Source organism: Streptococcus mitis, from assembly GCF_023109235.1.
GTDB lineage: Bacteria > Bacillota > Bacilli > Lactobacillales > Streptococcaceae > Streptococcus > Streptococcus mitis_DA.
Map to the genome: position 1 here is coordinate 73,842 of NZ_JALDUC010000005.1, position 25,938 is coordinate 99,779.

General features: G+C 42.4%; 28 protein-coding genes. 21 read left to right on the forward strand and 7 right to left on the reverse strand.

From position 1 onward, the window contains the following. Positions 1–45: 45 nt before the first annotated feature. Both thrS and M1F55_RS04325 read right to left on the reverse strand, forming a co-directional pair. Entirely contained in the window at positions 46–1,989 is a 1,944-nt protein-coding gene (thrS, locus tag M1F55_RS04320) for a threonine--tRNA ligase (protein WP_023945494.1), read from the reverse strand. Positions 1,990–2,311: 322 nt separating this feature from the next. Beyond that, positions 2,312–2,686 carry a hypothetical protein gene (locus tag M1F55_RS04325; RefSeq protein ID WP_247947347.1) on the reverse strand — a complete coding sequence of 125 codons (375 nt, stop codon included), beginning with the start codon at positions 2,684–2,686 and terminating at the stop codon, positions 2,312–2,314. Between the two features lie 202 nt (positions 2,687–2,888). Here M1F55_RS04325 and rpsO point away from each other — a divergent pair, with 202 nt between their 5' ends. The 6 genes from rpsO (at position 2,889) to M1F55_RS04355 (ending at position 8,134) form a co-directional block, all read left to right on the forward strand. After that, on the forward strand, positions 2,889–3,158 hold the full coding sequence (gene rpsO, locus M1F55_RS04330) for a 30S ribosomal protein S15 (RefSeq protein ID WP_001018251.1): 270 nt from the start codon (positions 2,889–2,891) through the stop codon (positions 3,156–3,158). A 619-nt stretch (positions 3,159–3,777) separates the two neighbouring features. Next, positions 3,778–4,398, forward strand: a complete 621-nt coding sequence (locus tag M1F55_RS04335; RefSeq protein ID WP_247947348.1) for a CadD family cadmium resistance transporter — start codon at positions 3,778–3,780, stop codon at positions 4,396–4,398. A gap of 229 nt (positions 4,399–4,627) precedes the next feature. Next, positions 4,628–5,674, forward strand: a complete 1,047-nt coding sequence (locus M1F55_RS04340) for a FecCD family ABC transporter permease (RefSeq protein ID WP_004255644.1) — start codon at positions 4,628–4,630, stop codon at positions 5,672–5,674. A gap of 1 nt (position 5,675) precedes the next feature. Then, positions 5,676–6,431 carry an ABC transporter ATP-binding protein gene (locus M1F55_RS04345; protein WP_247947349.1) on the forward strand — a complete coding sequence of 252 codons (756 nt, stop codon included), beginning with the start codon at positions 5,676–5,678 and terminating at the stop codon, positions 6,429–6,431. 19 nt (positions 6,432–6,450) lie between these two features. Then, a complete protein-coding gene (locus M1F55_RS04350; protein WP_247947350.1) occupies positions 6,451–7,461 on the forward strand; it encodes an ABC transporter substrate-binding protein in 1,011 nt (336 codons plus the stop codon). Further along, entirely contained in the window at positions 7,442–8,134 is a 693-nt protein-coding gene (locus M1F55_RS04355) for an alpha/beta hydrolase-fold protein (RefSeq protein WP_084888676.1), read from the forward strand. Before M1F55_RS04350 ends, M1F55_RS04355 begins: the two co-directional genes overlap by 20 nt. A gap of 42 nt (positions 8,135–8,176) precedes the next feature. Here M1F55_RS04355 and M1F55_RS04360 read toward each other — a convergent pair whose 3' ends face one another. After that, positions 8,177–8,926: a lysophospholipid acyltransferase family protein gene (locus tag M1F55_RS04360; RefSeq protein ID WP_247939541.1), complete on the reverse strand. Its 750-nt coding sequence runs from the start codon at positions 8,924–8,926 to the stop codon at positions 8,177–8,179. A 132-nt stretch (positions 8,927–9,058) separates the two neighbouring features. Between M1F55_RS04360 and M1F55_RS04365 the strand changes: the two genes are divergently transcribed. From M1F55_RS04365 to M1F55_RS04395, 7 genes are all read left to right on the forward strand, one after another. Further along, positions 9,059–11,395 (forward strand): cation-translocating P-type ATPase, encoded by a 2,337-nt coding sequence (locus tag M1F55_RS04365; RefSeq protein ID WP_247947351.1) that lies wholly within the window; start codon positions 9,059–9,061, stop codon positions 11,393–11,395. Positions 11,396–11,496: 101 nt separating this feature from the next. Next, on the forward strand, positions 11,497–12,174 hold the full coding sequence (locus M1F55_RS04370; RefSeq protein WP_201058882.1) for a tRNA (adenine(22)-N(1))-methyltransferase: 678 nt from the start codon (positions 11,497–11,499) through the stop codon (positions 12,172–12,174). Next, entirely contained in the window at positions 12,161–12,958 is a 798-nt protein-coding gene (locus M1F55_RS04375) for a Nif3-like dinuclear metal center hexameric protein (RefSeq protein ID WP_229294625.1), read from the forward strand. The genes M1F55_RS04370 and M1F55_RS04375 overlap by 14 nt, the downstream gene beginning before the upstream one ends. A gap of 16 nt (positions 12,959–12,974) precedes the next feature. Beyond that, the gene (locus M1F55_RS04380; RefSeq protein WP_229294626.1) at positions 12,975–14,078 is read left to right on the forward strand and encodes an NAD(P)/FAD-dependent oxidoreductase; all 1,104 of its coding nucleotides are present in this window, start codon (positions 12,975–12,977) and stop codon (positions 14,076–14,078) included. Positions 14,079–14,084: 6 nt separating this feature from the next. Then, positions 14,085–14,288, forward strand: a complete 204-nt coding sequence (locus M1F55_RS04385; RefSeq protein ID WP_049502395.1) for a hypothetical protein — start codon at positions 14,085–14,087, stop codon at positions 14,286–14,288. An 89-nt stretch (positions 14,289–14,377) separates the two neighbouring features. Continuing rightward, the gene (gene galE, locus M1F55_RS04390) at positions 14,378–15,397 is read left to right on the forward strand and encodes a UDP-glucose 4-epimerase GalE (protein ID WP_247947352.1); all 1,020 of its coding nucleotides are present in this window, start codon (positions 14,378–14,380) and stop codon (positions 15,395–15,397) included. A 1-nt stretch (position 15,398) separates the two neighbouring features. Beyond that, complete coding sequence (locus M1F55_RS04395) at positions 15,399–16,364, forward strand: glycosyltransferase family 2 protein (RefSeq protein ID WP_282184712.1); 966 nt, start codon at positions 15,399–15,401, stop codon at positions 16,362–16,364. Positions 16,365–16,421: 57 nt separating this feature from the next. Here M1F55_RS04395 and M1F55_RS04400 read toward each other — a convergent pair whose 3' ends face one another. Beyond that, a complete protein-coding gene (locus M1F55_RS04400) occupies positions 16,422–16,619 on the reverse strand; it encodes a ferredoxin (RefSeq protein ID WP_024057475.1) in 198 nt (65 codons plus the stop codon). Positions 16,620–16,664: 45 nt separating this feature from the next. Between M1F55_RS04400 and M1F55_RS04405 the strand changes: the two genes are divergently transcribed. From M1F55_RS04405 to M1F55_RS04440, 8 genes are all read left to right on the forward strand, one after another. Then, on the forward strand, positions 16,665–17,156 hold the full coding sequence (locus tag M1F55_RS04405; RefSeq protein ID WP_001040919.1) for an SAG1386/EF1546 family surface-associated protein: 492 nt from the start codon (positions 16,665–16,667) through the stop codon (positions 17,154–17,156). Positions 17,157–17,165: 9 nt separating this feature from the next. Then, on the forward strand, positions 17,166–17,837 hold the full coding sequence (gene cmk, locus M1F55_RS04410; RefSeq protein WP_247947354.1) for a (d)CMP kinase: 672 nt from the start codon (positions 17,166–17,168) through the stop codon (positions 17,835–17,837). A 130-nt stretch (positions 17,838–17,967) separates the two neighbouring features. Further along, positions 17,968–18,306: a zinc ribbon domain-containing protein YjdM gene (locus tag M1F55_RS04415; protein ID WP_001061596.1), complete on the forward strand. Its 339-nt coding sequence runs from the start codon at positions 17,968–17,970 to the stop codon at positions 18,304–18,306. Between the two features lie 2 nt (positions 18,307–18,308). Further along, positions 18,309–18,938, forward strand: coding sequence for a Pr6Pr family membrane protein (locus M1F55_RS04420; protein WP_247947355.1), 630 nt, complete (start codon positions 18,309–18,311; stop codon positions 18,936–18,938). A 320-nt stretch (positions 18,939–19,258) separates the two neighbouring features. Next, complete coding sequence (locus M1F55_RS04425; protein ID WP_023946242.1) at positions 19,259–20,410, forward strand: MFS transporter; 1,152 nt, start codon at positions 19,259–19,261, stop codon at positions 20,408–20,410. 99 nt (positions 20,411–20,509) lie between these two features. Next, positions 20,510–21,259, forward strand: a complete 750-nt coding sequence (gene truA / locus M1F55_RS04430; RefSeq protein WP_229294627.1) for a tRNA pseudouridine(38-40) synthase TruA — start codon at positions 20,510–20,512, stop codon at positions 21,257–21,259. Then, the gene (locus tag M1F55_RS04435; protein WP_229294628.1) at positions 21,249–22,022 is read left to right on the forward strand and encodes a bifunctional hydroxymethylpyrimidine kinase/phosphomethylpyrimidine kinase; all 774 of its coding nucleotides are present in this window, start codon (positions 21,249–21,251) and stop codon (positions 22,020–22,022) included. Before truA ends, M1F55_RS04435 begins: the two co-directional genes overlap by 11 nt. Next, positions 22,000–22,461 (forward strand): ECF transporter S component, encoded by a 462-nt coding sequence (locus M1F55_RS04440; protein WP_000814989.1) that lies wholly within the window; start codon positions 22,000–22,002, stop codon positions 22,459–22,461. Before M1F55_RS04435 ends, M1F55_RS04440 begins: the two co-directional genes overlap by 23 nt. A 103-nt stretch (positions 22,462–22,564) precedes the next feature. Here M1F55_RS04440 and M1F55_RS04445 read toward each other — a convergent pair whose 3' ends face one another. The 3 genes from M1F55_RS04445 to murT all read right to left on the reverse strand — a co-directional run bounded on the left by M1F55_RS04445 (position 22,565) and on the right by murT (position 25,900). Beyond that, entirely contained in the window at positions 22,565–23,647 is a 1,083-nt protein-coding gene (locus M1F55_RS04445; protein ID WP_247947356.1) for a M24 family metallopeptidase, read from the reverse strand. A 127-nt stretch (positions 23,648–23,774) separates the two neighbouring features. Then, positions 23,775–24,557: a lipid II isoglutaminyl synthase subunit GatD gene (gatD, locus tag M1F55_RS04450; RefSeq protein WP_247947357.1), complete on the reverse strand. Its 783-nt coding sequence runs from the start codon at positions 24,555–24,557 to the stop codon at positions 23,775–23,777. Next, on the reverse strand, positions 24,557–25,900 hold the full coding sequence (murT, locus tag M1F55_RS04455) for a lipid II isoglutaminyl synthase subunit MurT (RefSeq protein WP_247947358.1): 1,344 nt from the start codon (positions 25,898–25,900) through the stop codon (positions 24,557–24,559). The genes gatD and murT overlap by 1 nt, the downstream gene beginning before the upstream one ends. Positions 25,901–25,938: the final 38 nt, after the last annotated feature.

Consider the following 25,938-nt stretch of genomic DNA (forward strand, 5'->3'; position numbering starts at 1 on the left):
TTGTTGCTTTTTAGGTAGCTAGGATTTTATCCCAGGTTTTATCTCTTATTTCTCAACGCGTGATTTGTTGGCGATATCAGCAAGGATAGCTTGAACAAAGTCATCAACTGAGACAGTTTGTGTTTCTTTTTGGCCATAGCGACGAACGTTAACAGTTCCGTCTTCCATTTCCTTGTCCCCAACGATTAATTGGTAAGGAATCTTGCTTGTTTGTGAAGCACGGATCTTGAACTGCATTTTTTCATTGCGCTCATCTACGTCTGCACGGACACCGCGGTCACGGAGTTTTTTCGCCACTTCCCAAGCGTAGTCCACGTGTTTTTCGTTAGATACTGGGATGAGGGTTACTTGGTGAGGTGCTAGCCATGTTGGGAAGGCACCCTTGTAGTTCTCAATCAAGATAGCTGTGAAGCGTTCCATAGTTGAGATAACTCCACGGTGGATCATAACTGGACGGTGCTCTTCACCATCAGCTCCGATATATTTGAGATCGAAGCGTTCTGGAAGCAAGAAGTCAAGTTGGATAGTAGAAAGAGTTTCTTCTTTTCCAAGAGCGGTCTTAACTTGAATATCCAATTTTGGTCCGTAGAAGGCTGCTTCACCTTCGGCTTCAAAGTAGTCAACACCCATTTCATCGAGAGCTGCACGAAGCATGGTTTGGGCATTTTCCCACATCTCATCGTTGTCAAAGTACTTGTGAGTATCTTGAGGGTCACGAAGAGAGAGACGGAAGCGGTATTCAGTCAAGTTGAAGTCTTCATAAACATCGATTATCAATTGAAGGGCGCGTTGGAATTCTTCTTGGATTTGTTCTGGAGTAACGAAGAGGTGACCGTCGTTGAGAGACATTTCACGCACACGTTGAAGACCAGTAAGGGAACCAGATTTTTCGTAGCGGTGCATCATACCGATTTCAGCGATACGGATTGGCAACTCACGGTATGAGTGAACATGATGTTTGAAGACTTGGATGTGGTGTGGGCAGTTCATTGGACGAAGGACAAATTCTTCCCCGTCACCCATATCCATAGTTGGGAACATGTCTTCTTGATAATGATCCCAGTGACCAGAAGTCTTGTAAAGTTCAACAGAAGCAAGTGGTGGAGTGTAGACGTGTTGGTAGCCAGAAGCTAGCTCTTTGTCAACGATGTAGCGTTCCAACTCACGACGAATAGTCGCACCATTTGGCAACCAGAATGGAAGCCCTTGACCAACCTCTTGAGAAATCATGAAGAGATCAAGCTCTTTACCAAGTTTACGGTGATCACGTTCCTTAGCTTCTTCACGCATTTGGAGGTAGTTTTTCAAGTCTTTTTTGTCAAACCAAGCTGTACCGTAGATACGTTGCATCATAGCGTTGTCGCTATTTCCACGCCAGTAAGCACCTGCTACATGGAGAAGGTGGAAGATTTGGATGCGGCCTGTTGAAGGGACGTGTGGGCCACGGCAAAGGTCTACATACTCACCTTGACGATAGATAGTCAAACCACCTTCGTCTTCTGAGTGTTCTTCAATCAATTCCAACTTGTAAGGGTCGTTCTTGAAGATTTCACGTGCCTCGTCTTTAGTCACTTCTTCACGAATTGATGGGAAGTTTTCTTTGACGATTTTTTGCATTTCTTCTTCGATACGAGGAAGGTCTTCGTTAGAGATTTGACCAGCTGTGTTGTCAGTATCGTAGTAGAAACCATCTTCGATGGCTGGACCAACTCCCAAGTGAATGTCTGGGAAAAGACGACGAGCTGCTTGGGCGAACAAGTGAGCAGCTGAGTGACGCAAGATTGGAAGGGCATCTTCGTGATCAGGTGTCACAATTTCGATGCTTCCATCTTCAGTGATAGCACGAGTAGTGTCGATGAGTTTGCCGTTGAATTTACCAGCCAAGGCTTTTTTAGCTAGGGAATTGCTGATAGATTGGGCAATTTCAAAAGTTGTAACGCCGGATTCGAATTCACGAACAGCGCCATCTGGGAAAGTAATGTTAATCATGATGTTCTCCTTACTTATATTATTGACGAATGTGTTAACCCTATTCTGAAAACAGGGACAGAGGATTTTGAAAGCTAGAAAAACAAAAAGCGACATCCTCAAAAGGACGTCGCAACGTGGTTCCACCTTCATTTATGTTCCTCAAAAAAGAGGGACACCTCTGATTGGCTCTAACGTGGCCGCCGTTTTATGTTTTCATAAAAAACTCAAGAGTAGTATCAGTTTAGGCTCTCTATGCGTTTCCAGCAACCACGCACTCTCTAGTAGAAAGGGACTAAGTGACTTGTCTCTATGGATTATTATAGCATGATTGTGAGATTTTTCAAGGATTTTGTGAAAGTTTTTTGTTTTTCATTTTTTGTAGAATATGCTTGATGCCAATACCGGAAGCCATGCCCACCAGAGCAAAGATTTCATAGGCTAAAAAGTAAAACCAGATAAATTCACCGAAGGTTATGATAGTAAAGCAAAAGAGCAGTCCGTTACCAATTAACCACCAAAGTGAGAAACGGAAACGGTAGCTATAGAGTAGCGATATAATCAAGATTACCAGAGGTGTAAAGAAGAGAAGATTGTTTATACAGAGTCCCTTGAGTGTAAGGGGGTCAGAAATAATTAGTGATAACAACTGATAAAGTGGCCAATAAAAGAAAAATATGACCAGATAGTAGGGGAGATGGGAATAGAATCTAGGCATGACAATTACCTCGTTTAAAAACAGATAACTTAGATCTCTTGCTATAATTATTATAGCATGTTTAAAACAAGAAAGTAAATCTGTTGACAAAGAAGTTAGTTATTGGTAGAATAGGGATTGTCGTAAAGACAAATAACTTCTTCTTGGTTACAGGCATGCCAACCTGTCACTCGGATGAAGCCAAATAAAAAGGAGAAACATCATGGCAATCTCAAAAGAGAAAAAAAATGAAATCATCGCACAATATGCACGTCACGAAGGTGATACAGGTTCAGTAGAGGTTCAAGTTGCTGTCCTTACTTGGGAAATCAACCACCTTAACGAACACATCAAACAACACAAAAAAGACCACGCTACTTACCGTGGATTGATGAAAAAAATCGGTCGCCGTCGTAACTTGCTTGCATACTTGCGTAAAAACGACGTTAACCGTTACCGTGAGTTGATCAACTCTCTAGGACTTCGTCGCTAATTCAAGATACAAAGGCCGTCAAAAGCACAAAGCAAAAATAGGAAAATTGACGAAGAAACTTCAGTTTCTAGGAAATTTTATCTTTTTTGCCAAGTGCTTAGGCCGTGTTCAATTGAGCATATCTTGATAATGAAGCTACTCTAAAATGGGTAGCTTTTTTGTATGGATTTTAGCCCGGTCTCAAATCAGCTCTCTGACTTCAGAGGGCTTTTTTATTGAGGTTTTATCGGTCACAATTTTGGAGACTACAAAAACTGAGTAACCCACCTTAATAGCGGATTGTGTGTTTTATCGGTCACAATTTTGGAGACTACAAAAACCTCAAATGGTATCAGCTAATTACACCATAAGGGTGCGTAGCTACTCGGCTTGAAAAGCCGAGTAGCTGTCTGCAAGCCCCTTCGGAGAGCCCACACTTTACGAAGTAAAGTATAGTATGTTATACTTTACATGGAAGTAGTCACCGAATTCCAGTTAGAAATTACTTTGTAACTACGTTTTGAGGAGGAGTAAAATGCTTTCCTATGTTCGACATTACCCACTAGCGATAGCTAAATTAATGTGTCTGTGCTCTCCTAAAATCTGCTGATTTATTACTGACCAATACAGGAGGTTTTTTATGGGACAGACAATTATATCTGCTATTGGTGTTTATATTTCCACCAGTATCGATTATTTAATTATTTTATTTATTTTATTTGCACAGCTATCACAGAATAAACAAAAATGGCATATTTATGCGGGGCAATATCTAGGCACAGGCTTACTTGTAGGTGCGAGTTTAGTTGCTGCTTATGTCGTTAATTTCGTGCCTGAAGAATGGATGATTGGATTGCTTGGTTTAATCCCTATCTATTTAGGGATTCGCTTTGCAATTGTTGGAGAAGGTGAGGAAGAAGAGGAAGAAGAGGAAGAAATTATTGAAAGATTAGAACAAAGCAAGGCAAATCAACTGTTTTGGACAGTTACATTGCTAACAATTGCGTCTGGCGGAGATAATTTAGGTATCTATATACCTTATTTTGCTTCGTTAGATTGGTCACAGACCCTCGTGGCGTTGCTTGTGTTTGTAATCGGCATAATTATCTTATGCGAGATTAGTCGGGTGTTATCCTCTATTCCGTTAATATTCGAGACAATTGAAAAATACGAGCGAATCATTGTGCCCTTAGTATTCATTGTACTTGGACTATACATCATGTATGAAAATGGCACGATAGAGACTTTTCTGATCGTGTAGATTTTTTTCACTAGGATTTTATCCCAATCTCAAATCAGCTCTCTAATTTTAGAGGGCTTTTTATGTTGTCACTTTACCTCGATATACTCAAGTATAATCTTCGGTTACGATTATTAGCACTGTATGACCAACTATATTTATTTTTCTCATCTTGTTCCATTGTTGAAAATATGGTATACTTTTCATGAGAATTTTCTAAATTTTTAAGATTCTATCAAAGGAGGTTTGCATGCTTTCCAAATTTTCTGGAAGCCGACAAGACCAGCAATTTGTGTTACTTTTAGTTATTTTGCTAGGTATTTTAGGGATTTCTCTCTTTCTAGCAGTTTCAATGGGATCTGTTGCGATTGATCTAGGAGATACCTATCGGATTATTTTGAGTAGGTTAGGATTTCCTCTTGAGATAGGAGAGGTTTCCAAGTCTACTCTTGCCATTGTATGGAACATGAGATTCCCCCGAGTATTGTTAGGTCTGATAGTAGGAGCAGGCCTTTCTATGTGTGGTAGCGTGATGCAGTCTACAGTGAACAATCCCATCGCAGAGCCTTATGTCTTAGGCATCTCTGCTGGTGCAACTCTAGGGGCAACCTTGAGCATCATTCTTGGTTTAAAAGTGATGATTAGCCTTGGAGCTTTTCTTGGAGCTATCTTGGCAACAATTGCTGTCCTCATCATTGCCTCTATGCAGGGAAGGATGACGACTTCTAGTCTAATCTTATCGGGAACGGTGGTCAACGCTCTCTTTCTGGCTTTTTCAAACTTTATTATCTCAGTTGGCGCTAATGCGGATAGTGTGATGACCATTAAGTTTTGGACCATGGGTTCGCTCGCTGGGACTTCCTGGGCAGACTTGGTCCTGCCAACTATAGTAGTAGGAATAGCCTTTCTATTTTTCTCTACTCAGTATCGTGTTTTCAATGCGATGATGATGGGAGATGAGGCTGCTTTAACTTTGGGGATTCCCTTACGCTTTTATTGGTATCTTTATGTGACCATGGTGGCTGTGCTGACAGCAGTATTAGTGGCAACCTGTGGGATTATTGGATTTGTCGGTCTGATTACTCCACATTTAGCTCGAGGGTTAGTAGGAACGAGTTACAAGAGGCTTTTTCCTGTTGCAACCTTGCTGGGTGCCCTCTTTGTCATTTGGGCAGACGTACTCTCTCGTATCATCATTCCAAACGCAGAGCTTCCTATTGGTATTTTCACAGCCTTAGTAGGTGCCCCCTTCTTTATCTACATTGTTGGAGGTAGGCGAAGGGAGGTGAGGGTCTGATATGGACTTGATTTGTCAGGATATCCATTTTGGACTAGGAGAGAAAAAAATCCTCAAAGGAGTCTCTCTTAAGGTTGAGGGGCATCAATTTCACACGATACTAGGACCAAATGGAAGCGGAAAAACCAGTCTACTTAAACTCCTCTATCGTCAGGAAAAGGCGGACAAAGGCTTGATAAGCCTAGATGGAAAGTCTCTGGAACAATGGACGCTCAAAGAAACAGCCAAGCAAATGGCAGTTGTGACCCAGTTTAACCAACTGCAGTTTGATTGTACAGTTGAAGAAATCGTCTTGCTGGGAAGAACTCCCCACCTCTCTTTTTTAGAGAAGGAAAATGAAAGGGATTATGCCCTCGTTCAAGATGCTCTCGTTAAGGTGGATATGCTTGAGAAGAAAACTCGTCTCTATTCTTCTCTGTCAGGGGGGGAGAAACAACGAGTCTTATTAGCCCGCGCCTTGGCGCAAGAACCGACTCTCTTACTCCTAGACGAACCAACCAATCACCTGGATATCAAGTATCAGCTAGACTTGTTGGCCATTGTGAAAAATCTCAAGGTCAATGTTCTAGCTGTCCTGCATGATATTCAACTTGCTTGTCGCTATTCGGATTATCTCTATCTGATGAAAGAGGGAGAAATCCTTTACCAAGGGACTCCAAAGGAGACCATCACCCCTGAGTCATTGCAAACTGTATATGGAGTTCAAAGTCAGGTTACTTGGACCGAGGACCAGCAAGCCATGATTCACTATTTATAAGAATGAAAAGGAAAACAAGATGAAAAAAACACTAAGCATTTTACTCGTAACAGTAGCTACCCTAACCATGGCAGCTTGTGGCAATACTACTACAGAAAAAGCTACCACACAATCTAGCACAGAGACAAGTCAAAAGGCTAACGCAGAGACGACTTATCCGCTAACTATCAAAACTTATGATGCTAAGGGAAATGAAGTCGAACAAGTTTTTGACAAGGCACCTGAAAAAGTTATTACCAACAATCTTTCAACCACTGAAATCTTATTGGAGTTGGGGTTGAAGGATAAAATTGTTGGCATGCTCAACCCTGATAATGCTGTGACGGACAAATACAAGGACGCGATTGCAACGATTCCTCAAATTGGGGATAAAAAAACAGTCTCACAAGAGACAGTCCTTTCTTATGAGCCGGACGCTGTGATGGGTCGAAACATGATGTTTTCTGAAAAATCCTTGGGGACAGTTAGCACTTGGAATGAAAATAAAATCCCAGTTTATACACAAAAAGCTTCTCTCTCAACAATTCAGCAAGATTTGGGGAATATCGTAGAAGATGTCAAAAATCTTGGAATGATTTTTAATGTTCAGGACAAGGCTAATGAATACGCAGCACAATTACAAACTAAAATTGATGCTGTTAAGAAAGCAAATCCAGCAAGCCAAGGTGAAAAGAAAAAGGCTTTGATTATGGTTGCTTATAATGATGAAACCTTCGGTGCCTACAAGTCTGCTTTGCAAGAAAGTTTGCTGAACCAACTTGGTTATACAAACGTTGCAACGGGAACATCAGGCTTGACCTTGGAAAATCTCGTGTCAATGGATCCTGAATTGATTATCTATGTAACCAGCGACCGCAATAAAAAATTGGATGAAAAAGCAGTAGAGTTGATGAAGGCAAATGCTGTTTTGGAAAGCGTTCCTGCTATTAAGAATCAAAAAATCATGACCATCTCTTACGATGAATTGATGGACTATGGTCCAGCAGTGATTGATTCCCTTGAGAAAATCAATGACTTTATCAATAAATAATGAGTTTGATTGGGAAGGAATTCAAGTCAAAATCAGCCTTCCTTCTAACTACGACCCCAATCAAACCTATCCGGCTATTTTATTGAATGATGGAAACTTGGATTTTCTATCGTCCCTTTCAGAATCTGTGATTTTAGTGGGCTTGACTTCTAAAAATCGCCTAGACGACTACACGCCCTGGAAGACATCTGCTCTGAGAGATGGAGCTCAAGATTTTGGCGGTCAGGCAACTGCCTATCATGATCATTTATTTGGAGATCTTTTAGATAAGTTGCAGTCGCTTTATCGCCTGGACGAAACTCGCCTTGCTTATGGAGGGTATTCACTAGGTGGTTTGGCGGCAGTCTACAGTCTTTTCAGCTTTGACAAGGTTTCCTGTGTCTTCTCCATCTGTGGTTCCTTTTGGTATCCTGATTTTGTGACTTACTGTAGGGAAGAAAAGGTGAAAAATTTGGACTGTTTGCTGTATTTACAGAATGGGCAAACAGAAGGAGCCAATCATAGCAATCGTTTGGTTCAAGCACCGGTATATGCTGAACAGATCCATACCAGTCTTCAGAAATGCTATCCGAATGGCCAGTTTGTCTTTGACCTCTATGGGCATCATGAGCAAGTGGCTGAGCGATTTTTAGCCTTTTCTAGCTGGTTGGCCCAAAAATGGAAAATCAAATAAAAGAATTATCCCTTGGCTTTTGCCAAGGGATTGTTGTATTTTTTAACCAAGAGCCTCTCTTTTCTTATCTGGATTCCAGACGAAGCTTGCGATAAAGCTAAAGATGATGGTTAGGATAGCGAGGATAATGGCAAGGATGAGGGCAGGGATGCGGATAAACCACCAGAGTGGGTTCGGTTTTTTATTATTGTGCCATTGTTTGGTTTCTTCGTCCAAACGTTGGAATTCTGCTTGGATTCGATTGGCGACTGTTTCAATGCCTTCATCATTCATTTTCTTGATATCTGAGATATCAATTGGATTTCCAAAGTTCATATCGACACGTTCACGGCTAACCAAGCCCTTCAAAGTCATAGGACCTGTGTAGGTAACCGGCATGATACGGACCTTGGCCATTTTGGCAATCAGAGCTACGCCACCCTTGACATCGTTTGAGTGTCGGCTTCCACTTGGAAACATGATGAGAGAGCGGTCACTTTTTTTGAGAACATTGATAGGATATTTGATGGCTGAGGCGCTAGGATTTTCACGGTCGATAGGAAAGGCACCACACATACGAATCCACCAGCCAAAGATACGGTTGGTAAAGAGCTCTTTTTTGGCCATAAAGATAAATTGTTTTGGTTTGGTCGCAAAGGCCATATAAACTGGATCCCACCAGGTGCGGTGAGGTGCAACCAAAATATAATTTTCATCTTGATTAGGAATTTTATCAGTATTATGATAATGGGCATTGCCATTGATGGACCATAGGAGCAATACAACCAATCCACGTAAATAAGTATAAAACATGCGATCTCCTTCGATTATTTTCTTGTTATTATTATACCTTATCAAAGGAGGGCTGGCAAACTTTTCCCTTGACTAGGTTCGTATTTGGGATGAGATTAGAATTCTTTTAGAAAAAATGATATGATAGAATTCATGGATAAAAATAAGATTATGGGATTAACCCAAAGAGAAGTCGAGGAAAGACAGACTAAGGGCTTGGTCAATGATTTTACCGCATCGGCTAGTACAAGCACTTGGCAAATCGTTAAACGAAATGTCTTTACCCTTTTTAATGCTTTGAACTTTGCCATTGCTTTGGCACTAGCCTTTGTGCAGGCTTGGAGCAATCTGGTCTTCTTTGCCGTTATCTGCTTTAACGCTTTTTCTGGGATTGTGACTGAGCTGCGGGCCAAACACATGGTGGACAAGCTCAATCTCATGACTAAGGAAAAGGTTAAAACCATTCGTGATGGCCAGGAAGTAGCTCTGAATCCTGAAGAATTGGTTTTAGGAGACGTCATTCGTTTGTCTGCTGGGGAGCAGATTCCTAGTGATGCCTTGGTTCTAGAAGGTTTTGCGGAAGTCAATGAAGCCATGTTGACCGGTGAGAGTGATTTGGTGCAAAAGGAAGTTGACGCCTTGCTTTTGTCTGGAAGTTTCCTAGCCAGTGGGTCAGTTTTGGCTCAAGTCCACCATGTCGGGGCAGACAACTATGCTGCTAAACTCATGCTGGAAGCCAAGACCGTTAAACCGATCAACTCACGTATCATGAAATCGCTGGACAGGTTAGCTGGTTTTACTGGGAAGATTATCATTCCTTTTGGTCTAGCTCTCTTGCTAGAAGCCTTGCTTTTAAAAGGCCTGCCTCTTAAGTCATCTGTTGTAAATTCATCGACAGCCCTTTTGGGGATGTTGCCCAAGGGAATCGCCCTTTTGACCATCACTTCGCTTTTGACTGCGGTTATTAAGCTGGGCTTGAAAAAGGTCTTGGTGCAGGAGATGTACTCTGTTGAGACCTTGGCACGCGTGGATATGCTCTGTTTGGACAAGACGGGCACCATCACCCAAGGAAAGATGCAGGTGGAGGCTGTTCTTCCTTTGACCGAAGAGTATGGAGAGTCAGCGCTTGCTAGCATCTTGGCCAGCTATATGGCTCATAGTGAGGATAAAAATCCAACAGCTCAAGCCATTCGCCAGCGTTTCCAAGGTCAGGTAGTCTATCCTATGATCTCTAATCTGCCTTTCTCAAGCGACCGCAAGTGGGGTGCTATGGAATTGGAAGGTCTGGGGACAGTTTTCCTAGGTGCGCCTGAGATGTTGCTGGAAAACGAAGTCCCAGAAGCCAGAGAGGCCTTGGAGAGAGGTTCACGTGTCTTGGTCTTAGCCCTCAGTCAGGAGAAATTAGACCATCACAAACCACAGAAACCATCTGATATTCAGGCTCTAGCCTTGCTGGAAATATTGGATCCCATTCGAGAGGGAGCAGAAGAGACGCTGGACTATCTCCGTTCTCAGGAAGTGGGCCTCAAGATTATCTCTGGGGACAATCCAGTTACGGTATCCAGCATTGCCCAGAAGGCTGGTTTTGCGGACTATAACAGCTATGTCGATTGTTCAAAAATCACGGATGAGGAATTGGTTGCTATGGCGGAGGAGACAGCTATTTTCGGACGTGTTTCCCCTCATCAAAAGAAACTCATCATCCAAACGCTGAAAAAAGCGGGTCATACAACGGCTATGACAGGGGACGGGGTTAATGATATTCTGGCCCTTCGTGAGGCGGATTGTTCCATCGTAATGGCGGAGGGAGATCCTGCGACTCGTCAGATTGCCAATCTGGTTCTCTTGAACTCTGACTTTAATGATGTTCCTGAGATTCTCTTTGAAGGTCGTCGTGTGGTGAATAACATTGCCCACATTGCACCGATTTTCTTGATAAAGACCATCTATTCTTTCTTGCTCGCAGTTATCTGTATTGCCAGTGCTTTACTAGGTCGGTCTGAGTGGATTTTGATTTTCCCCTTCATTCCGATCCAGATTACCATGATTGACCAGTTCGTGGAAGGGTTCCCACCATTCGTTCTGACTTTTGAGCGAAATATCAAACCTGTTGAGCCAAACTTCCTCAGAAGATCCATGCTTCGTGCTCTACCAAGTGCTCTCATGGTTGTGTTCAGCGTTCTTTTTGTGAAAATATTTGGAAGTAGCCAAGGTTGGTCTGAGTTAGAAATTTCAACTCTACTCTATTATCTCTTGGGGTCAATTGGTTTCTTATCTGTATTTAGAGCCTGCATGCCATTTACCCTATGGCGTGTCCTCCTGATTGTTTGGTCAGTAGGAGGCTTCCTAGCCACAGCTCTCTTCCCAAGAATTCAAAAACTGCTTGAAATTTCAACCTTAACAGGACAAACATTACCTGTTTATGGTGTCATGATGTTGGTCTTTACCGTGATTTTCATCCTGACTAGTCGCTATCAAGCCAGAAAATAAAGAAAGGCTGCAATCTGTGGATTGCGGTCTTTTTAGGTACAAGATTGCCAGCTGAAATGTGGTATAATAAGAGGTAATAGAGTTTTGGAAAGTGAGAGAAAATGATTTCAAAGAGATTAGAATTAGTGGCTTCCTTTGTGCCACAGGGAGCTATTTTACTAGATGTGGGAAGTGACCATGCTTATCTGCCTATCGACTTGGTCGAAAGAGGAAAAATCGAAAGTGCCATTGCAGGTGAGGTGGTGGAAGGTCCCTACCAATCTGCAGTCAAAAATGTTGAGGCTCACAGCCTAAAGGAGAAAATCCAGGTTCGTTTAGCCAATGGCTTGGCAGCATTTGAAGAGTCAGACCAAGTGTCTGTCATTACCATTGCTGGTATGGGTGGTCGTTTGATTGCTAGGATTTTAGAAGAAGGCTTGGACAAGTTAGCTAATGTAGAACGATTGATCCTTCAGCCCAATAATCGTGAAGACGACTTGCGTATCTGGCTACAAGAGAACGGATTTCAGATTGTAGCTGAAAGCATCTTAGAAGAAGCTGGCAAGTTTTACGAGATTTTGGTGGTGGAAGCAGGACAAATGAAGCTATCAGCCAGTGATGTTCGCTTTGGACCTTTCTTGTCCAAAGAGATCAGTCCAGTCTTTGTCCAAAAATGGCAAAAAGAAGCTGCTAAGCTAGAGTTCGCCCTTGGACAAATCCCTGAAAAAAATTTGGAAGAACGTCAAGTTCTAGTAGATAAAATTCAAGCCATCAAGGAGGTGCTCCATGTTAGCAAGTGAAGTGATTAACGTGTATGAAGCTTTTTGTCCTCAGGAATTTTCCATGGAGGGAGACAGTCGTGGTCTGCAAATTGGCACTTTGGACAAGGATATCCAAAGGGTCATGGTGGCTCTCGATATTCGTGAAGAAACGGTGGCTGAAGCCATTGAAAAGGGTGTGGACTTGATTATTGCCAAGCACGCGCCGATTTTCCGTCCTATCAAGGACTTGGTATCTAGCCGTCCGCAAAATCAGATTTACATCGACCTCATCAAGCATAACATTGCAGTTTATGTCAGCCATACCAATATTGATATCGTTGAAAATGGTCTCAATGATTGGTTCTGTCAGATGCTAGGTATCGAGGAAACGACCTATCTGCAGGAGACAGGTCCTGAACGTGGAATTGGACGTATTGGGAATGTTCAGCCTCAGACATTTGGGGAATTGGCCCAGCATGTCAAGCAAGTCTTTGGTTTAGATAGCCTTCGATTGGTGCATTATCAAGAGAGAGATTTGCAGAAGCCTATTTCAAGAGTGGCCATCTGTGGTGGTAGCGGGCAGTCTTTCTATAAGGATGCTTTGGCAAAGGGGGCAGATGTTTATATCACTGGTGATATTTACTACCACACTGCCCAGGATATGTTGTCTGATGGGTTACTGGCATTGGACCCAGGTCACTATATTGAAGTGCTTTTTGTGGAAAAAATTTCTGCACTCCTTACTCAATGGAAAGAGGAAAAAGGCTGGACAATCGATATTGTACCTAGTCAAGCATCGACCAATCCTTTCCACCATATCTAGTTAGAAAGTGAAGACAATGAAAAAAGTTGCCATTATCGGAGCAGGGATTGTGGGAGCAACAGCTGCCTACTACCTCTCGAAAGAAAGTGACCTAGAGGTGACCGTTTTTGACCATGGACAAGGTCAAGCTACCAAGGCCGCAGCGGGAATTATCAGTCCTTGGTTTTCCAAACGTCGCAATAAAGCCTGGTACAAAATGGCGCGCTTGGGGGCTGACTTTTATGTGGATTTGTTGGCTGATTTAGTGAAGTCAGGGAAAGAAATTGACTTTTACCAGCGTTCGGGAGTCTTTCTCCTGAAAAAGGATAAAACTAAGTTGGAAGAACTCTATCAACTAGCCCTCCAGCGTAGAGAAGAATCTCCTTTGATAGGCCGGTTAGCCATTCTGGACCAAGCATCAGCTAACGAATTATTCCCTGGTTTGCAGGGATTTGACCGTCTGCTCTATGCTTCTGGTGGAGCGAGAGTAGATGGTCAACTCTTGGTGACTCGTTTGCTAGAAGCCAGTCAGGTCAAGCTGGTCAAAGAAAAAGTGAGTCTGACACCTTTAACATCGGGTTACCAGATTGACGAAGAGGTGTTTGATCAGGTTATTTTGGCGACGGGAGCTTGGTTGGGACATCTGTTAGAGCCTTTAGGTTATGAAGTAGATGTTCGTCCCCAAAAGGGGCAACTCCGAGATTATCAGCTGGCCCAAGACATGGAAGCTTACCCTGTTGTTATGCCAGAAGGGGAGTGGGATTTGATTCCTTTTGCAGGTGGGAAATTGTCCTTAGGTGCTACTCATGAAAATGACATGGGATTTGATTTGACGGTAGATGAAACTTTACTCCAGAAAATGGAGGAGGCAGCCTTGCCTCACTACCCAACCTTGGCAGAAGCGAAATCATCTGGTGAACGTGTGGGAATCCGTGCCTATACCAGTGATTTCTCTCCTTTCTTTGGAGAGGTTCCAGAATTGTCAGGTGTCTATGCTGCCAGTGGACTAGGTTCATCAGGCCTCACAACGGGTCCTATCATTGGCTACCATCTAGCTCAACTGATTCAAGGCAAGGAGTTGACCTTGGACCCTCTAAACTACCCAATTGAAAACTATGTCAAACGAGTAAAAAGCGAATAATACTCAATGAAAATCAAAGAACAAACTAGGAAACTAGCCACGGGCTGCTCAAAGCACTGCTTTGAGGTTGTGGATAGAACTGATGAAGTCAGCTCAAAACACTGTTTTGAGGTTGTGGATCGAACTGACGAAGTCAGTAACCCTACCTACAGCAAAGCAAGGCTGACGTGGTTTGAAGAGATTTTCGAAGAGTATAAGCATTTTACTTAAATTTTAGCCTCCCCTCTAGGATGGCAAATGACATTCCCTATCAAAAATGGTAAAATAAGAAAAAATAATCCGAGAATCGAGGAAAGAAGATGCAAGAAAAGATTTTGGTAACGGGTGGAGCAGGTTTTATCGGAACCCACACTGTTATTGAGTTAATCCAAGCAGGTCATCAAGTTGTTGTGGTGGATAACCTTGTTAATAGTAACAGAAAAAGTTTAGAAGTTGTTGAGAGAATTACAGGAGTTGAAGTGCCTTTCTATGAGGCAGATATCCGTGATACAGATACTCTTCGTGACATTTTCAAACAAGAAGAACCAACTGGTGTCATTCACTTTGCTGGCTTGAAGGCTGTCGGCGAATCAACACGTATCCCTCTTGCCTACTATGACAACAATATCGCAGGAACTGTCAGCCTTTTGAAAGCCATGGAAGAAAACAACTGTAAAAACATCATTTTCAGTTCTTCTGCGACAGTTTACGGAGATCCTCATACAGTGCCAATCTTGGAAGATTTCCCACTTTCAGTGACCAATCCATATGGCCGCACTAAACTCATGTTAGAGGAAATTTTGACAGATATCTACAAGGCAGACTCAGAATGGAATGTGGTCTTACTTCGTTACTTTAACCCAATCGGAGCCCATGAAAGTGGAGACCTAGGAGAAAATCCAAATGGTATTCCAAACAATCTCTTGCCATATGTGACTCAAGTAGCCGTTGGAAAATTAGAGCAAGTGCAAGTGTTTGGAGACGATTACGATACGGAAGACGGAACTGGTGTTCGTGACTATATCCACGTTGTCGATTTGGCTAAAGGTCACGTTGCAGCTCTGAGAAAAATCCAAAAAGGTTCAGGTCTAAACGTTTATAACCTTGGAACAGGGAAAGGCTATTCTGTTCTTGAAATTATCCAAAACATGGAAAAAGCAGTGGGGCGCCCAATTCCTTACCGCATCATAGACCGCCGACCAGGTGATATCGCAGCCTGCTATTCAGATCCTGCAAAAGCCAAAGCAGAACTGGGCTGGGAAGCAGAATTAGGCATCACTCAAATGTGTGAAGACGCATGGCGTTGGCAAAGTAAGCATCCAAATGGATTTGAAGACTAAGATGGTGATGTCAATCATTGTCCCCTGTTTAAACGAAGAGGAAGTACTTCCTCTTTTTTATCAGGCTTTGGAAGCTTTACTTCCAGATTTGGAAACAGAAATCGAGTATGTCTTTGTCGACGATGGATCAAGCGATGGGACCTTGGAGCTTTTGAAGACCTATCGGGAGCAAAATCCTGCGGTACGTTATGTCTCATTCTCACGAAATTTTGGCAAAGAAGCAGCTCTGTATGCAGGCTTACAATATGCGACAGGGGATTTGGTGGTGGTGATGGATGCAGACCTCCAAGATCCTCCTAGTATGTTGCTTGAGATGAAAGCCTTACTAGACCAGAATACAGACTTGGACTGTGTTGGAACAAGGAGAACTAGTCGGGAGGGAGAACCCTTCTTTCGCAGTTTTTGTGCTAATCTCTTTTACCGCCTTATGCAAAAAATTAGTCCAGTAGCCCTGCCGTCAGGTGTCCGTGATTTTCGCATGATGAGAAGGTCTGTGGTCGATGCCATTTTAAGCTTGACGGAGTCCAACCGTTTTTCTAAGGGACTCTTTGCCTGGGTCGGTTTTAAAACCCACTATCTGGACTATCCAAATGTCGAAAGGCAGGCCGGCAAGACCAGTTGGAGTTTTAGGCAACTTTTTTTCTACTCCATTGAAGGGATTGTTAATTTTTCAGATTTTCCCCTGATTATAGCCTTCGTAGCTGGTCTCCTATCTTGTTTTATTTCTCTGCTTATGACCTTTTTTGTCGTGGTTCGAACCCTCATTTTGGGCAATCCGACATCAGGTTGGACCTCTCTGATGGCTGTTATTCTCTTTCTTGGAGGCATTCAACTCTTGACCATTGGGATTCTCGGCAAGTATATCAGTAAGATTTATCTAGAGACTAAAAAAAGACCACTTTATCTCGTCAAAGAAAAAAGTGACCTTCCTGATTTTACAGAAAAAAATAAAGAGAAAAGACTATAATTTTGCATGGAAATATGCTAAACTAGAAGGAGTGGAACGTTCTTGTCGATATTAGAGTTAATCTTTAATCAAGGCACGTGTCGGACAGTTTCTAACAGCTTCTATGACGTCCTGACTAGGAGAGATTTCTTTTTCTAGTTGGTCAGGGTCATCGTAAAAACGCACGATTCCATTATCGTGGTAATCAAATAATTCAGAATAAGTTTGGCAAAGCCCACAGGCGATGCAACGTTCAGGTATAAGTGTGATTTTCATATTTATATTGTAATAAGAAAAGTAAAAAAAAACAAGGAGTAAGGTATGGCAAAAGAACCGTGGCAAGAAGATATTTATGAGAATCAAGAAGAAACAAGATCAGAACGTCGTAAGAGAGAACAAGGTGGAGGAGTGCTGGCTAATCGTATCTTGACTATTTTAGCAAGTATTTTCTTTGTGATTGTAGTCGTGATGATTATTGTTCTTATCTATCTTTCATCGGGTGGGAGTAATCGCACGGCAGCCTTGAAAGATTTTCACGATTCAGATACAAAAGTAGAGCAAGTTTCTTCTACTTCTAGTAGTAGTTCAGAGCAGGCATCTTCTAGTTCAGAGGAGAAGGTAGAGGAGTCATCTAGTAGCTCAGAACATCCAACTGATCCAGAAGGGACTACAAAAGTTATGGCTGGAGAAGGAGAAGCCGCCATTGCCGCTCGTGCAGGAATCTCGATTGCTCAGTTAGAGGCTTTGAATCCTGGACATATGGCTACAGGATCTTGGTTTGCAAATCCTGGAGATGTGATTAAGACTAGATAGGAGTCATAAATGAAGACGATTCAAATTGCTATCGATGGTCCAGCTTCAAGTGGTAAGAGTACAGTCGCAAAGATTATCGCTAAGGATTTTGGGTATACCTATCTAGATACAGGTGCCATGTATCGTGCGGCGACCTATATGGCTCTCAGAAACCAATTAGGAGTCGAACAAGTTGAAGAACTCTTAGACTTATTGGACCAGCATCCAATCAGTTTTGGGCGCTCAGAAACTGGAGAACAACTTGTCTTTGTAGGAGATGTGGATATTACCCATCCTATTCGTGAAAATGAAGTGACCAATCATGTTTCAGCTATTGCAGCAATTCCTGAAGTACGTGAGAAACTAGTTTCTCTCCAACAAGAGATTGCCCAGCAAGGTGGGATTGTCATGGATGGTCGTGATATTGGGACTGTTGTATTGCCACAAGCAGAATTGAAAATTTTCCTAGTAGCTTCGGTAGATGAACGAGCAGAGCGCCGTTACAAGGAAAATATTGCCAAGGGAATTGAAACAGATCTTGAAACCCTAAAAGAGGAAATTGCTGCGCGTGACTACAAGGATAGTCATCGTGAGACTTCGCCTCTCAAACAAGCAGAGGACGCTGTCTACCTTGATACAACTGGCTTGAACATTCAAGAAGTAGTTGAAAAAATCAAAGCAGAAGCTGAAAAAAGAATGTAGATATAGAAAAGCCGATAGATTGGTATCGGTTTTTTTCTATATTTGTCAAAATGCTTATTTTAAGGTATAATAGTTGCTGTTCGAGAAATTTTGATTTTCAAAGAATAGTGAATGATGATAAGGAGAAACCATGAACAACCTACCAAATTGCCCAAAATGTAACTCAGAGTATGTCTACGAAGACGGTGCCCTACTGGTTTGCCCAGAGTGTGCTTATGAGTGGAACCCTGCTGAAGTTGCAGATGTAGAAGAGGGTCTTGTTGCTATCGATGCCAACGGAAATAAATTGGCTGACGGTGATACTGTAACCCTCATCAAGGATTTGAAAGTAAAAGGTGCGCCAAAAGATTTGAAACAAGGGACGCGCGTGAAAAATATCCGCATCGTAGAAGGTGACCACAATATCGATTGTAAAATTGATGGTTTTGGTGCCATGAAACTCAAATCAGAGTTTGTGAAGAAAATTTAAGCATGTCAAAACACTATAAACTTGTATTTTATAGCCGTATCTTCTTGTTTCTAGCGGCTTTTACGGGAGTTTATCTTGAAATCGCCAAGCATGGTGGCTTTGGGATGCTTCTCTACTATACGGTTCTGTCCAACCTCTTAGTCGCGATTTTTACGCTCTATCTCCTAAAGGTTATGAGCCGTTTAGGTGAGAACTGGCAAAGGCCAAGCCTCTTGCGCTTAAAAGGTGGAGTCACCATGAGTATCATGATTACCTGTGTGATTTACCATTTCCTATTGGCGCCTATTGCGACTAATTTCTATACCCTAGAAAATTTCCTTTGCCACTATATCGTTCCCCTCTGGTTTTTAGCAGATACCCTCTTGTTTGACAAACAGGGTCAATACAAGATTTGGGATCCAGTTGTGTGGACGATTTTACCCTTGCTGTATATGATTTTTGCTCTTTTTAATGGCTTGGTACTGAAATTAGACATTCCTAATTCTAAAGTCAGTCCCTTCCCTTACTTCTTTTTGAATGTGAACAAGGGTTGGGATGTCGTGTTCAAGTGGTGTCTGATTATCTTTGTTGCCTATATGGTGGCAGGATTTATCTTCTACTTTATTAAGCAAATCAAGAGAAAGTCATCCTAATACTCTTCGAGAATCTCTTCAAATCACGTCAGTTTCGCCTTGCCGTATATATAGTTACTGATTTCGTCAGTTTCATCTACAACCTCAAAACCATGTTTTGAGCTGACTTCGTCAGTTCTATCTACAACCTCAAAGCAGTGCTTTGAGCAACCTACGGCTAGCTTCCTAGTTTGCTCTTTGATTTTCATTGAGTATAAGACACAAGGGATTCATTTTCGAGTTTAAGAAGGAGTCTGTACACTAAAGAGGCTTCTTCTTTTCTTGCTTGTTTGCTGACTATCAAAAAGTAGAAGATTAAGAGAAATATAGAAAGAGATTTCATGAAACAATTTTTAGAACGGGCCAGTATTTTGGCTCTCTCCCTCGTTTTGATTACGTCCTTTTCCATCTCGAGTGCCCTGCCAGCCATGTTTGACTATTATCAAGGTTATCCTAAGGAACAAATTGAGCTCTTGGCGAGCTTGCCTTCCTTTGGAATCATGATTATGTTATTACTAAATGGTTTCTTAGAAAAAATATTTCCTGAGCGCTTACAGATCAGTTTGGGATTGCTGATTTTATCACTAAGTGGAACTGCTCCCTTTTGGTACCAAGCTTATCCTTTTGTCTTTGGAACACGGATTCTTTTTGGTTTAGGTGTTGGGATGATCAATGCCAAGGCCATTTCTATTATCAGTGAACGCTATCAAGGAAAAACGAGAATTCAGATGTTAGGGCTACGCGGTTCTGCAGAGGTCGTTGGGGCTTCTCTCATTACCTTGGCAGTCGGCCAATTGTTGGCCTTTGGTTGGACAGCTACTTTCTTAGCTTATAGTGCTGGATTTTTAGTTCTGATCCTTTATCTGCTCTTTGTACCTTATGGAAAAGAAAAGAAAGAAGTCAAGAAAAAAACGAAGGAAGCAAGTCGCTTAACTCGGGAAATGAAGGGCTTGATTTTTATCTTAGCTATTGAAGCGGCAGTTGTAGTTTGTACCAATACAGCCATTACCATCCGTATTCCAAGTTTGATGGTGGAAAGAGGACTTGGAGATGCCCAGTTATCTAGTTTTGTTCTTAGTGTCATGCAGTTGATAGGGATTGTGGCTGGTGTGAGTTTCTCTTTCTTGATTTCTATCTTTAAAGAGAAATTGCTCCTATGGTCTGGAATTACTTTTGGCTTAGGGCAAATTGTGATTGCCTTGTCTCCATCCTTGTGGGTGGTAGTGGCAGGGAGTATTCTAGCCGGTTTTGCCTACAGTGTAGCCTTGACGACGGTCTTTCAACTTGTCTCTGAACGAATTCCAGCTAAACTCCTCAATCAAGCGACTTCATTTGCTGTATTAGGCTGTAGTTTCGGAGCCTTTACGACCCCATTTGTTCTAGGTGCAATTGGGTTACTAACTCACAATGGCATGTTGGTCTTTGCCATTTTAGGCTCATGGTTGATTGTAACCTCTATCTTTGTCATGTACCTACTTCAAAAGAGAGCTTAGGATTGGTTTCCTAAGTTTTTCTTTTTGTGAATTTTGTACCCAGACAATATTTGATTTAGACCCTTGTTTACAGATTATTTTCTTGATAAAATAGAAGTTATGACGAGATATAAAGCAACTATTTCCTATGATGGTTACGCCTTTTCTGGTTTTCAGCGCCAGCCTCATGCGCGTAGCGTTCAGGAAGAAATTGAAAAAACCTTGACCAGGTTAAATAAAGGGCAAGTCATTACTGTTCACGGTGCTGGTAGGACAGATAGTGGGGTTCATGCTCTGGGACAGGTTATTCATTTTGATCTACCTTATCAGATGGATGAGGAGAAGCTCCGTTTTGCTTTGGACACCCAGTCTCCTGAAGATATTGATGTGATTTCGATTGAGCTTGTGGCGGATGATTTTCATTGCCGTTATGCCAAGCATAGCAAGACCTATGAGTTTATTGTGGATAGGGGACGTCCCAAGAATCCTATGCGCCGTCACTATGCCACTCACTTTCCCTATCCACTCGATGTGGAACGCATGCAGATTGCAATCAAAAAGTTAGAGGGAACTCATGATTTTACCGGTTTTACAGCCTCTGGGACTAGTGTAGAGGATAAGGTTCGCACCATCACAGAAGCTAGTTTAGCAGTTGATGAGACAGGTCAGTTTTTGACCTTTACCTTTTCAGGAAATGGTTTCTTGTATAAGCAGATTCGCAATATGGTGGGGACACTGCTTAAAATCGGCAATAACCGCATGCCAGTAGAGCAGATTGACCTAATCTTGGAGAAAAAGGACAGGCAGCTTGCAGGTCCCACTGCAGCACCAAATGGTCTATATTTAAAGGAGATTCGTTATGAAGAATAATCGTATTTTAGCACTTTCTGGAAATGATATTTTTAGTGGTGGTGGCCTGTCAGCTGATTTGGCTACCTATACCTTGAACGGCTTGCATGGCTTTGTAGCAGTGACTTGTTTGACAGCCTTGACAGAAAAAGGATTTGAAGTCTTTCCAACTGACGATACCATTTTTCAACATGAATTAGATAGCTTGCGTGATGTGGAGTTTGCAGGAATTAAGATTGGTCTTCTCCCTACTGTCAGTGCGGCTGAGAAGGCATTGGACTTTATCAAGCAACGCCCAGGAGTGCCTGTGGTTCTGGACCCTGTCTTGGTCTGCAAGGAAACACACGACGTAGCAGTTAGTGAACTCTGCCAAGAGTTGATTCGCTTTTTCCCTCATGTCAGTGTGATTACACCTAATCTTCCTGAAGCAGAATTACTAGCAGATCAAGAGATTAAAACCCTTGAAGATATGAAAGCTGCAGCGCAGAAATTGCATGACTTAGGAGCGCCAGCAGTCATCATCAAGGGAGGCAATCGCCTTAGTCAGGACAAGGCTGTAGATGTCTTTTATGATGGACAAAACTTTACAGTCCTAGAAAATCCCGTCATTCAAGGGCAAAATGCTGGCGCAGGTTGTACCTTTGCCTCTAGCATTGCCAGTCACTTGCTTAAAGGTGATGAACTTTTATCAGCAGTAGAAAGCTCGAAGGCTTTCGTTTACCGTGCCATTGCACAAGCAGATCAGTATGGAGTAAGACAATATGAAGCAAACCAAAACAACTAAAATCGCCCTTGTATCCCTCTTAACCGCCCTCTCTGTGGTTCTAGGTTATTTCTTAAAAATTCCAACACCGACAGGCATTTTAACTCTTTTAGATGCGGGTGTCTTCTTTACGGCCTTCTACTTTGGTAGTCGTGAAGGGGCTGTAGTAGGAGGACTAGCAGGTTTCTTGATTGACCTCTTATCAGGCTATCCTCAGTGGATGTTCTTTAGCTTGGTCAACCATGGCTTGCAGGGATTTTTCGCAGGATTTAAAGGAAAAACTCAGTGGTTAGGCCTTATCTTAGCAACGATTGCCATGGTAGGGGGTTACGCCTTGGGCTCTACATTGATGAATGGCTGGGCTGCAGCTCTACCAGAAATTTTACCAAATTTCATGCAAAATATGGTAGGGATGATTGTAGGATTTATCCTTAGTCAAAGTATCAAGAAGATTAAGTAATGAGGCTGAGTCAAAAGTCTTTCAAATAAGAAAAACGCATAGTATCAGGTGTTGAAAAACCTTGATACTATGCGTTTTATTGTGGGAAGATTTTCGAAGAATTTTAATCAAAATAAAGCAAGTCTTTGCTGGTGCTTGTAAAGAGGTCAAAGCCATCCTTGGTAACAACACCACAGTCTTCAATACGAACACCGACTTTACCAGGGATATAGATACCTGGTTCAACAGAGAAGCACATGCCTTCTTCGATGACCATGTCGTTCCCTTCCATGATAGATGGGAATTCGTGGACATCCATACCGATACCGTGACCGAGACGGTGGTTGAAGTACTCACCGTAACCAGCTTTTTCGATGACCTCACGGGCAGCGCGGTCCACTTCATGGGCAGTCACACCTGGTTTGATAAAGTCAAGAGCAGCTTGTTGGGCTTCAAGAGTCAAGTTATAAATATCTTTCTTGAATTGGTCTGGTTTACCAACAGCGACTGTACGAGTCATATCTGAAGCATAGCCGTTGACCAGAACACCGAGGTCAAAGAGGAGAAGAGCATCATTTTCAACCTTGTTTGCTGCTGGAATACCGTGTGGATTTGCAGCATTATCACCAGTCAAGACCATGGTATCAAAACTCATTTCATAGCCTTCACGTTTCATGGCAAAGTCGATTTGGGCGATGATATCTGTCTCAGTCTTATCAAGAGAAATATTGTCAAACCCCACTTTAACAGCCTTGTCCGCATAGATACCTGCAACCATCATTTTTTGCACTTCGTCAGCTGATTTGATGAGGCGCATGCGTTGGATACGAGGAGTGAGGTTGTTAAACTCAGCAGTTTCAAAAACTGTTTTCAAGCCATGATATTTGGTCAAGATGAGATTGTCAAACTCAACAGCGACACGTTTGAAGTCAAGTTGTGGAAGAGCATGTTTCATTTTTTGCCAAGGATTTTCAGAATCCACATAGCCCACAACTGGGAAGGAAACAGTGCTAGTAGCACGCTCCACTTCAAGGGCTGGGACAAAGAGGAGGGGTTCCTGATCTGCTAGGACAAAAAGGAACATTTGGCGTTCATGGGGATCACTGTAAAAGCTAGTGAGGTAATTGATAGTGACGGGGTCAGATACGACAGCGACGTCTAGTTTTTCTGATTCAAGATATGTTACGATTTGTTGTAATTTAGACATATGCTACCTTCTTTCTACCCCTCTATTTTGGCAAAAAAAGAGAGAAAATGCAAGGGAGAAGGGTAAAAGAAAAGACAAAAAGAACTCCGAAATGATAGCGGAGTTCTTTGATATGGTTTTCCTTTGTTTAAGAAAAGTCAGCCTTGCTTTTGACATCACTGTATTCTTCAGCGATTTCCTGGCTGAGAATGTCCTCATAGGCAGGGAGTTGGATGTCCTGACCGTATTTCTTCTTGAGGGCAGTAGTGACTAGACGATAAGCTAGATTGGCATTACGAGAGAGGATAGGCCCGTGGAAGTAGGAACCAAAGACATTCTTATAATGAACACCTTCGCCGACTTTTTCTTCGTTATTTCCATTTCCATAGACAACCTGTCCCAGCGGTTTTTGGTCATCAGAAAGGAAGGTACGGCCCTGATGATTCTCAAAGCCATAGTAGGTTTCATCGAAATCTTCATTATGAATCTTGATGTCACCGATAAAGCGGTTATTGGTCTGGTTGAGGGTATAATGGCCCATGACACCTAGCCCTTTGATGCGTTTACCTGAAGCTTCAACATAATATTGGCCCAATAGTTGGAAACCACCGCAGATAGCGAGAACCACACCGTCATTTTGGATGTAGTTGTCAATGCTCTCTTTTTTAGCAGGTAGGTCGTCTGCAATAATACTTTGTTCAAAGTCTTGACCGCCACCGAAAAAGGCAATGTCGTAGTGATTTTCATCAAAATCATCATGAAGTGAAACGATGTCAACTGTCACATGGGCTCCCAGTTTTTCAGCCACATACTTGAGCATGAGGATGTTTCCATTGTCCCCATAAGTATTCATGAGGTTTCCGTAGAGGTGGGCAATGTTGAGCTGATAGGGGTAATTGCCAGCTTTTGAGGAAAGTGAAGTATAAACCATTAGTTCATCTCCTTTCTAACAATCTGACGACTAGCCAGTAGTTCACGGAATTCAAGCATAGCAGTATAGGTAGCCAGGATATAGGCATGTTTGCAATCTTGATTCTCAATGGTCTTAAGAACTTGTTCCAGATTACTTGTGTCAGTGATTTTCTCAGCTGGGTAACCAGTCACACGAAGACGACGTGCAATTTCAGAATGGCGAACACCGCCAGCGTTGATTTCAGGAATGTCCATGTCAGTGATTTGTTCAAAGTCCGCATCCCAAATCCAGCTAGTGTCAATACCGTCTGCATAGTTGGCATTGAGGAGAACAGATAGGCTAAATGGATAAGGTGCTAGTTTAATCATCTCGATAGCTTGGGTAGCACCGACTGGATTTTTAATCAAAACAAGGGTGCATTCTTTATCACCGATATGGAAGGTTTCTTGGCGTCCAAAGACAGCACGGCTCTTGTCAAATCCCTGCTTGATGAGTTGGGAATCGGCACCAAGGAAACGGGCGATAGCAACCGCAGCTAGGGCATTGTAGATATTGTAGAGCCCACCGATTTGAATTCCGTATTCTTGTCCGTCGATGACAAAGCGAGAACGATTGTTGGTCAACTCAACCAGTTCTGTCAAACGATAGTCCAGATTAGGACGTTTACATCCGCAGCCTTCACAGATATAGGCACCTAAGTTTGCATAGGTATTGTGCTCATATTTGAGGATGCTTTGACAGTCGGGACAAAGAATACCTTCGGTATTATAGTGAGCCAGTTGGGCTGGCCCTTTTTCCAAGTCAAAACCAAAATACTGAACAGGATTTGGAATAGCTGGCTTGTAGAAAAGGGGACTGTCACCATTGAGGAGGACAGTAGCCGTAGGCACCTTACGAATGGCATCCAAAATCATCTTATAAGTTGTGTAAATCTCACCATAGCGGTCCATCTGGTCACGGAAGATATTGGTGATAACAAATAAGCTTGGCTGGATGTAGTCACAGATACGAGATAGACTGGCCTCGTCAATTTCTAAGACGGCAATATTTTTCCCAGTTTTAGAAGATTTGGCTGTTAAGAAGGTTGTCGCAATCCCTGTAATCATGTTGGCACCGCTTGGGTTAGTCAGAACTTGACCATAAACCTCTTTTAAAATGCCGACAGTGAGGGCAGTTGTCAAGGTTTTTCCGTTGGTTCCAGTGACCACGACAATCTCGTAGTTCTTAGCTAGGTTTTGTAAAATATCTTTATCAAATTGAAGGGCTAGTTTTCCTGGGAGCGTACTTCCACGGCCAAGACGGCTCAAGACGAAGTGAGAAGAACGCCCAGCAAGAAGGCCCAAAGTAGTTTTTAATTTCATGCTTCTATTATATCATAAAAGAGGGAAAAGACAGATTT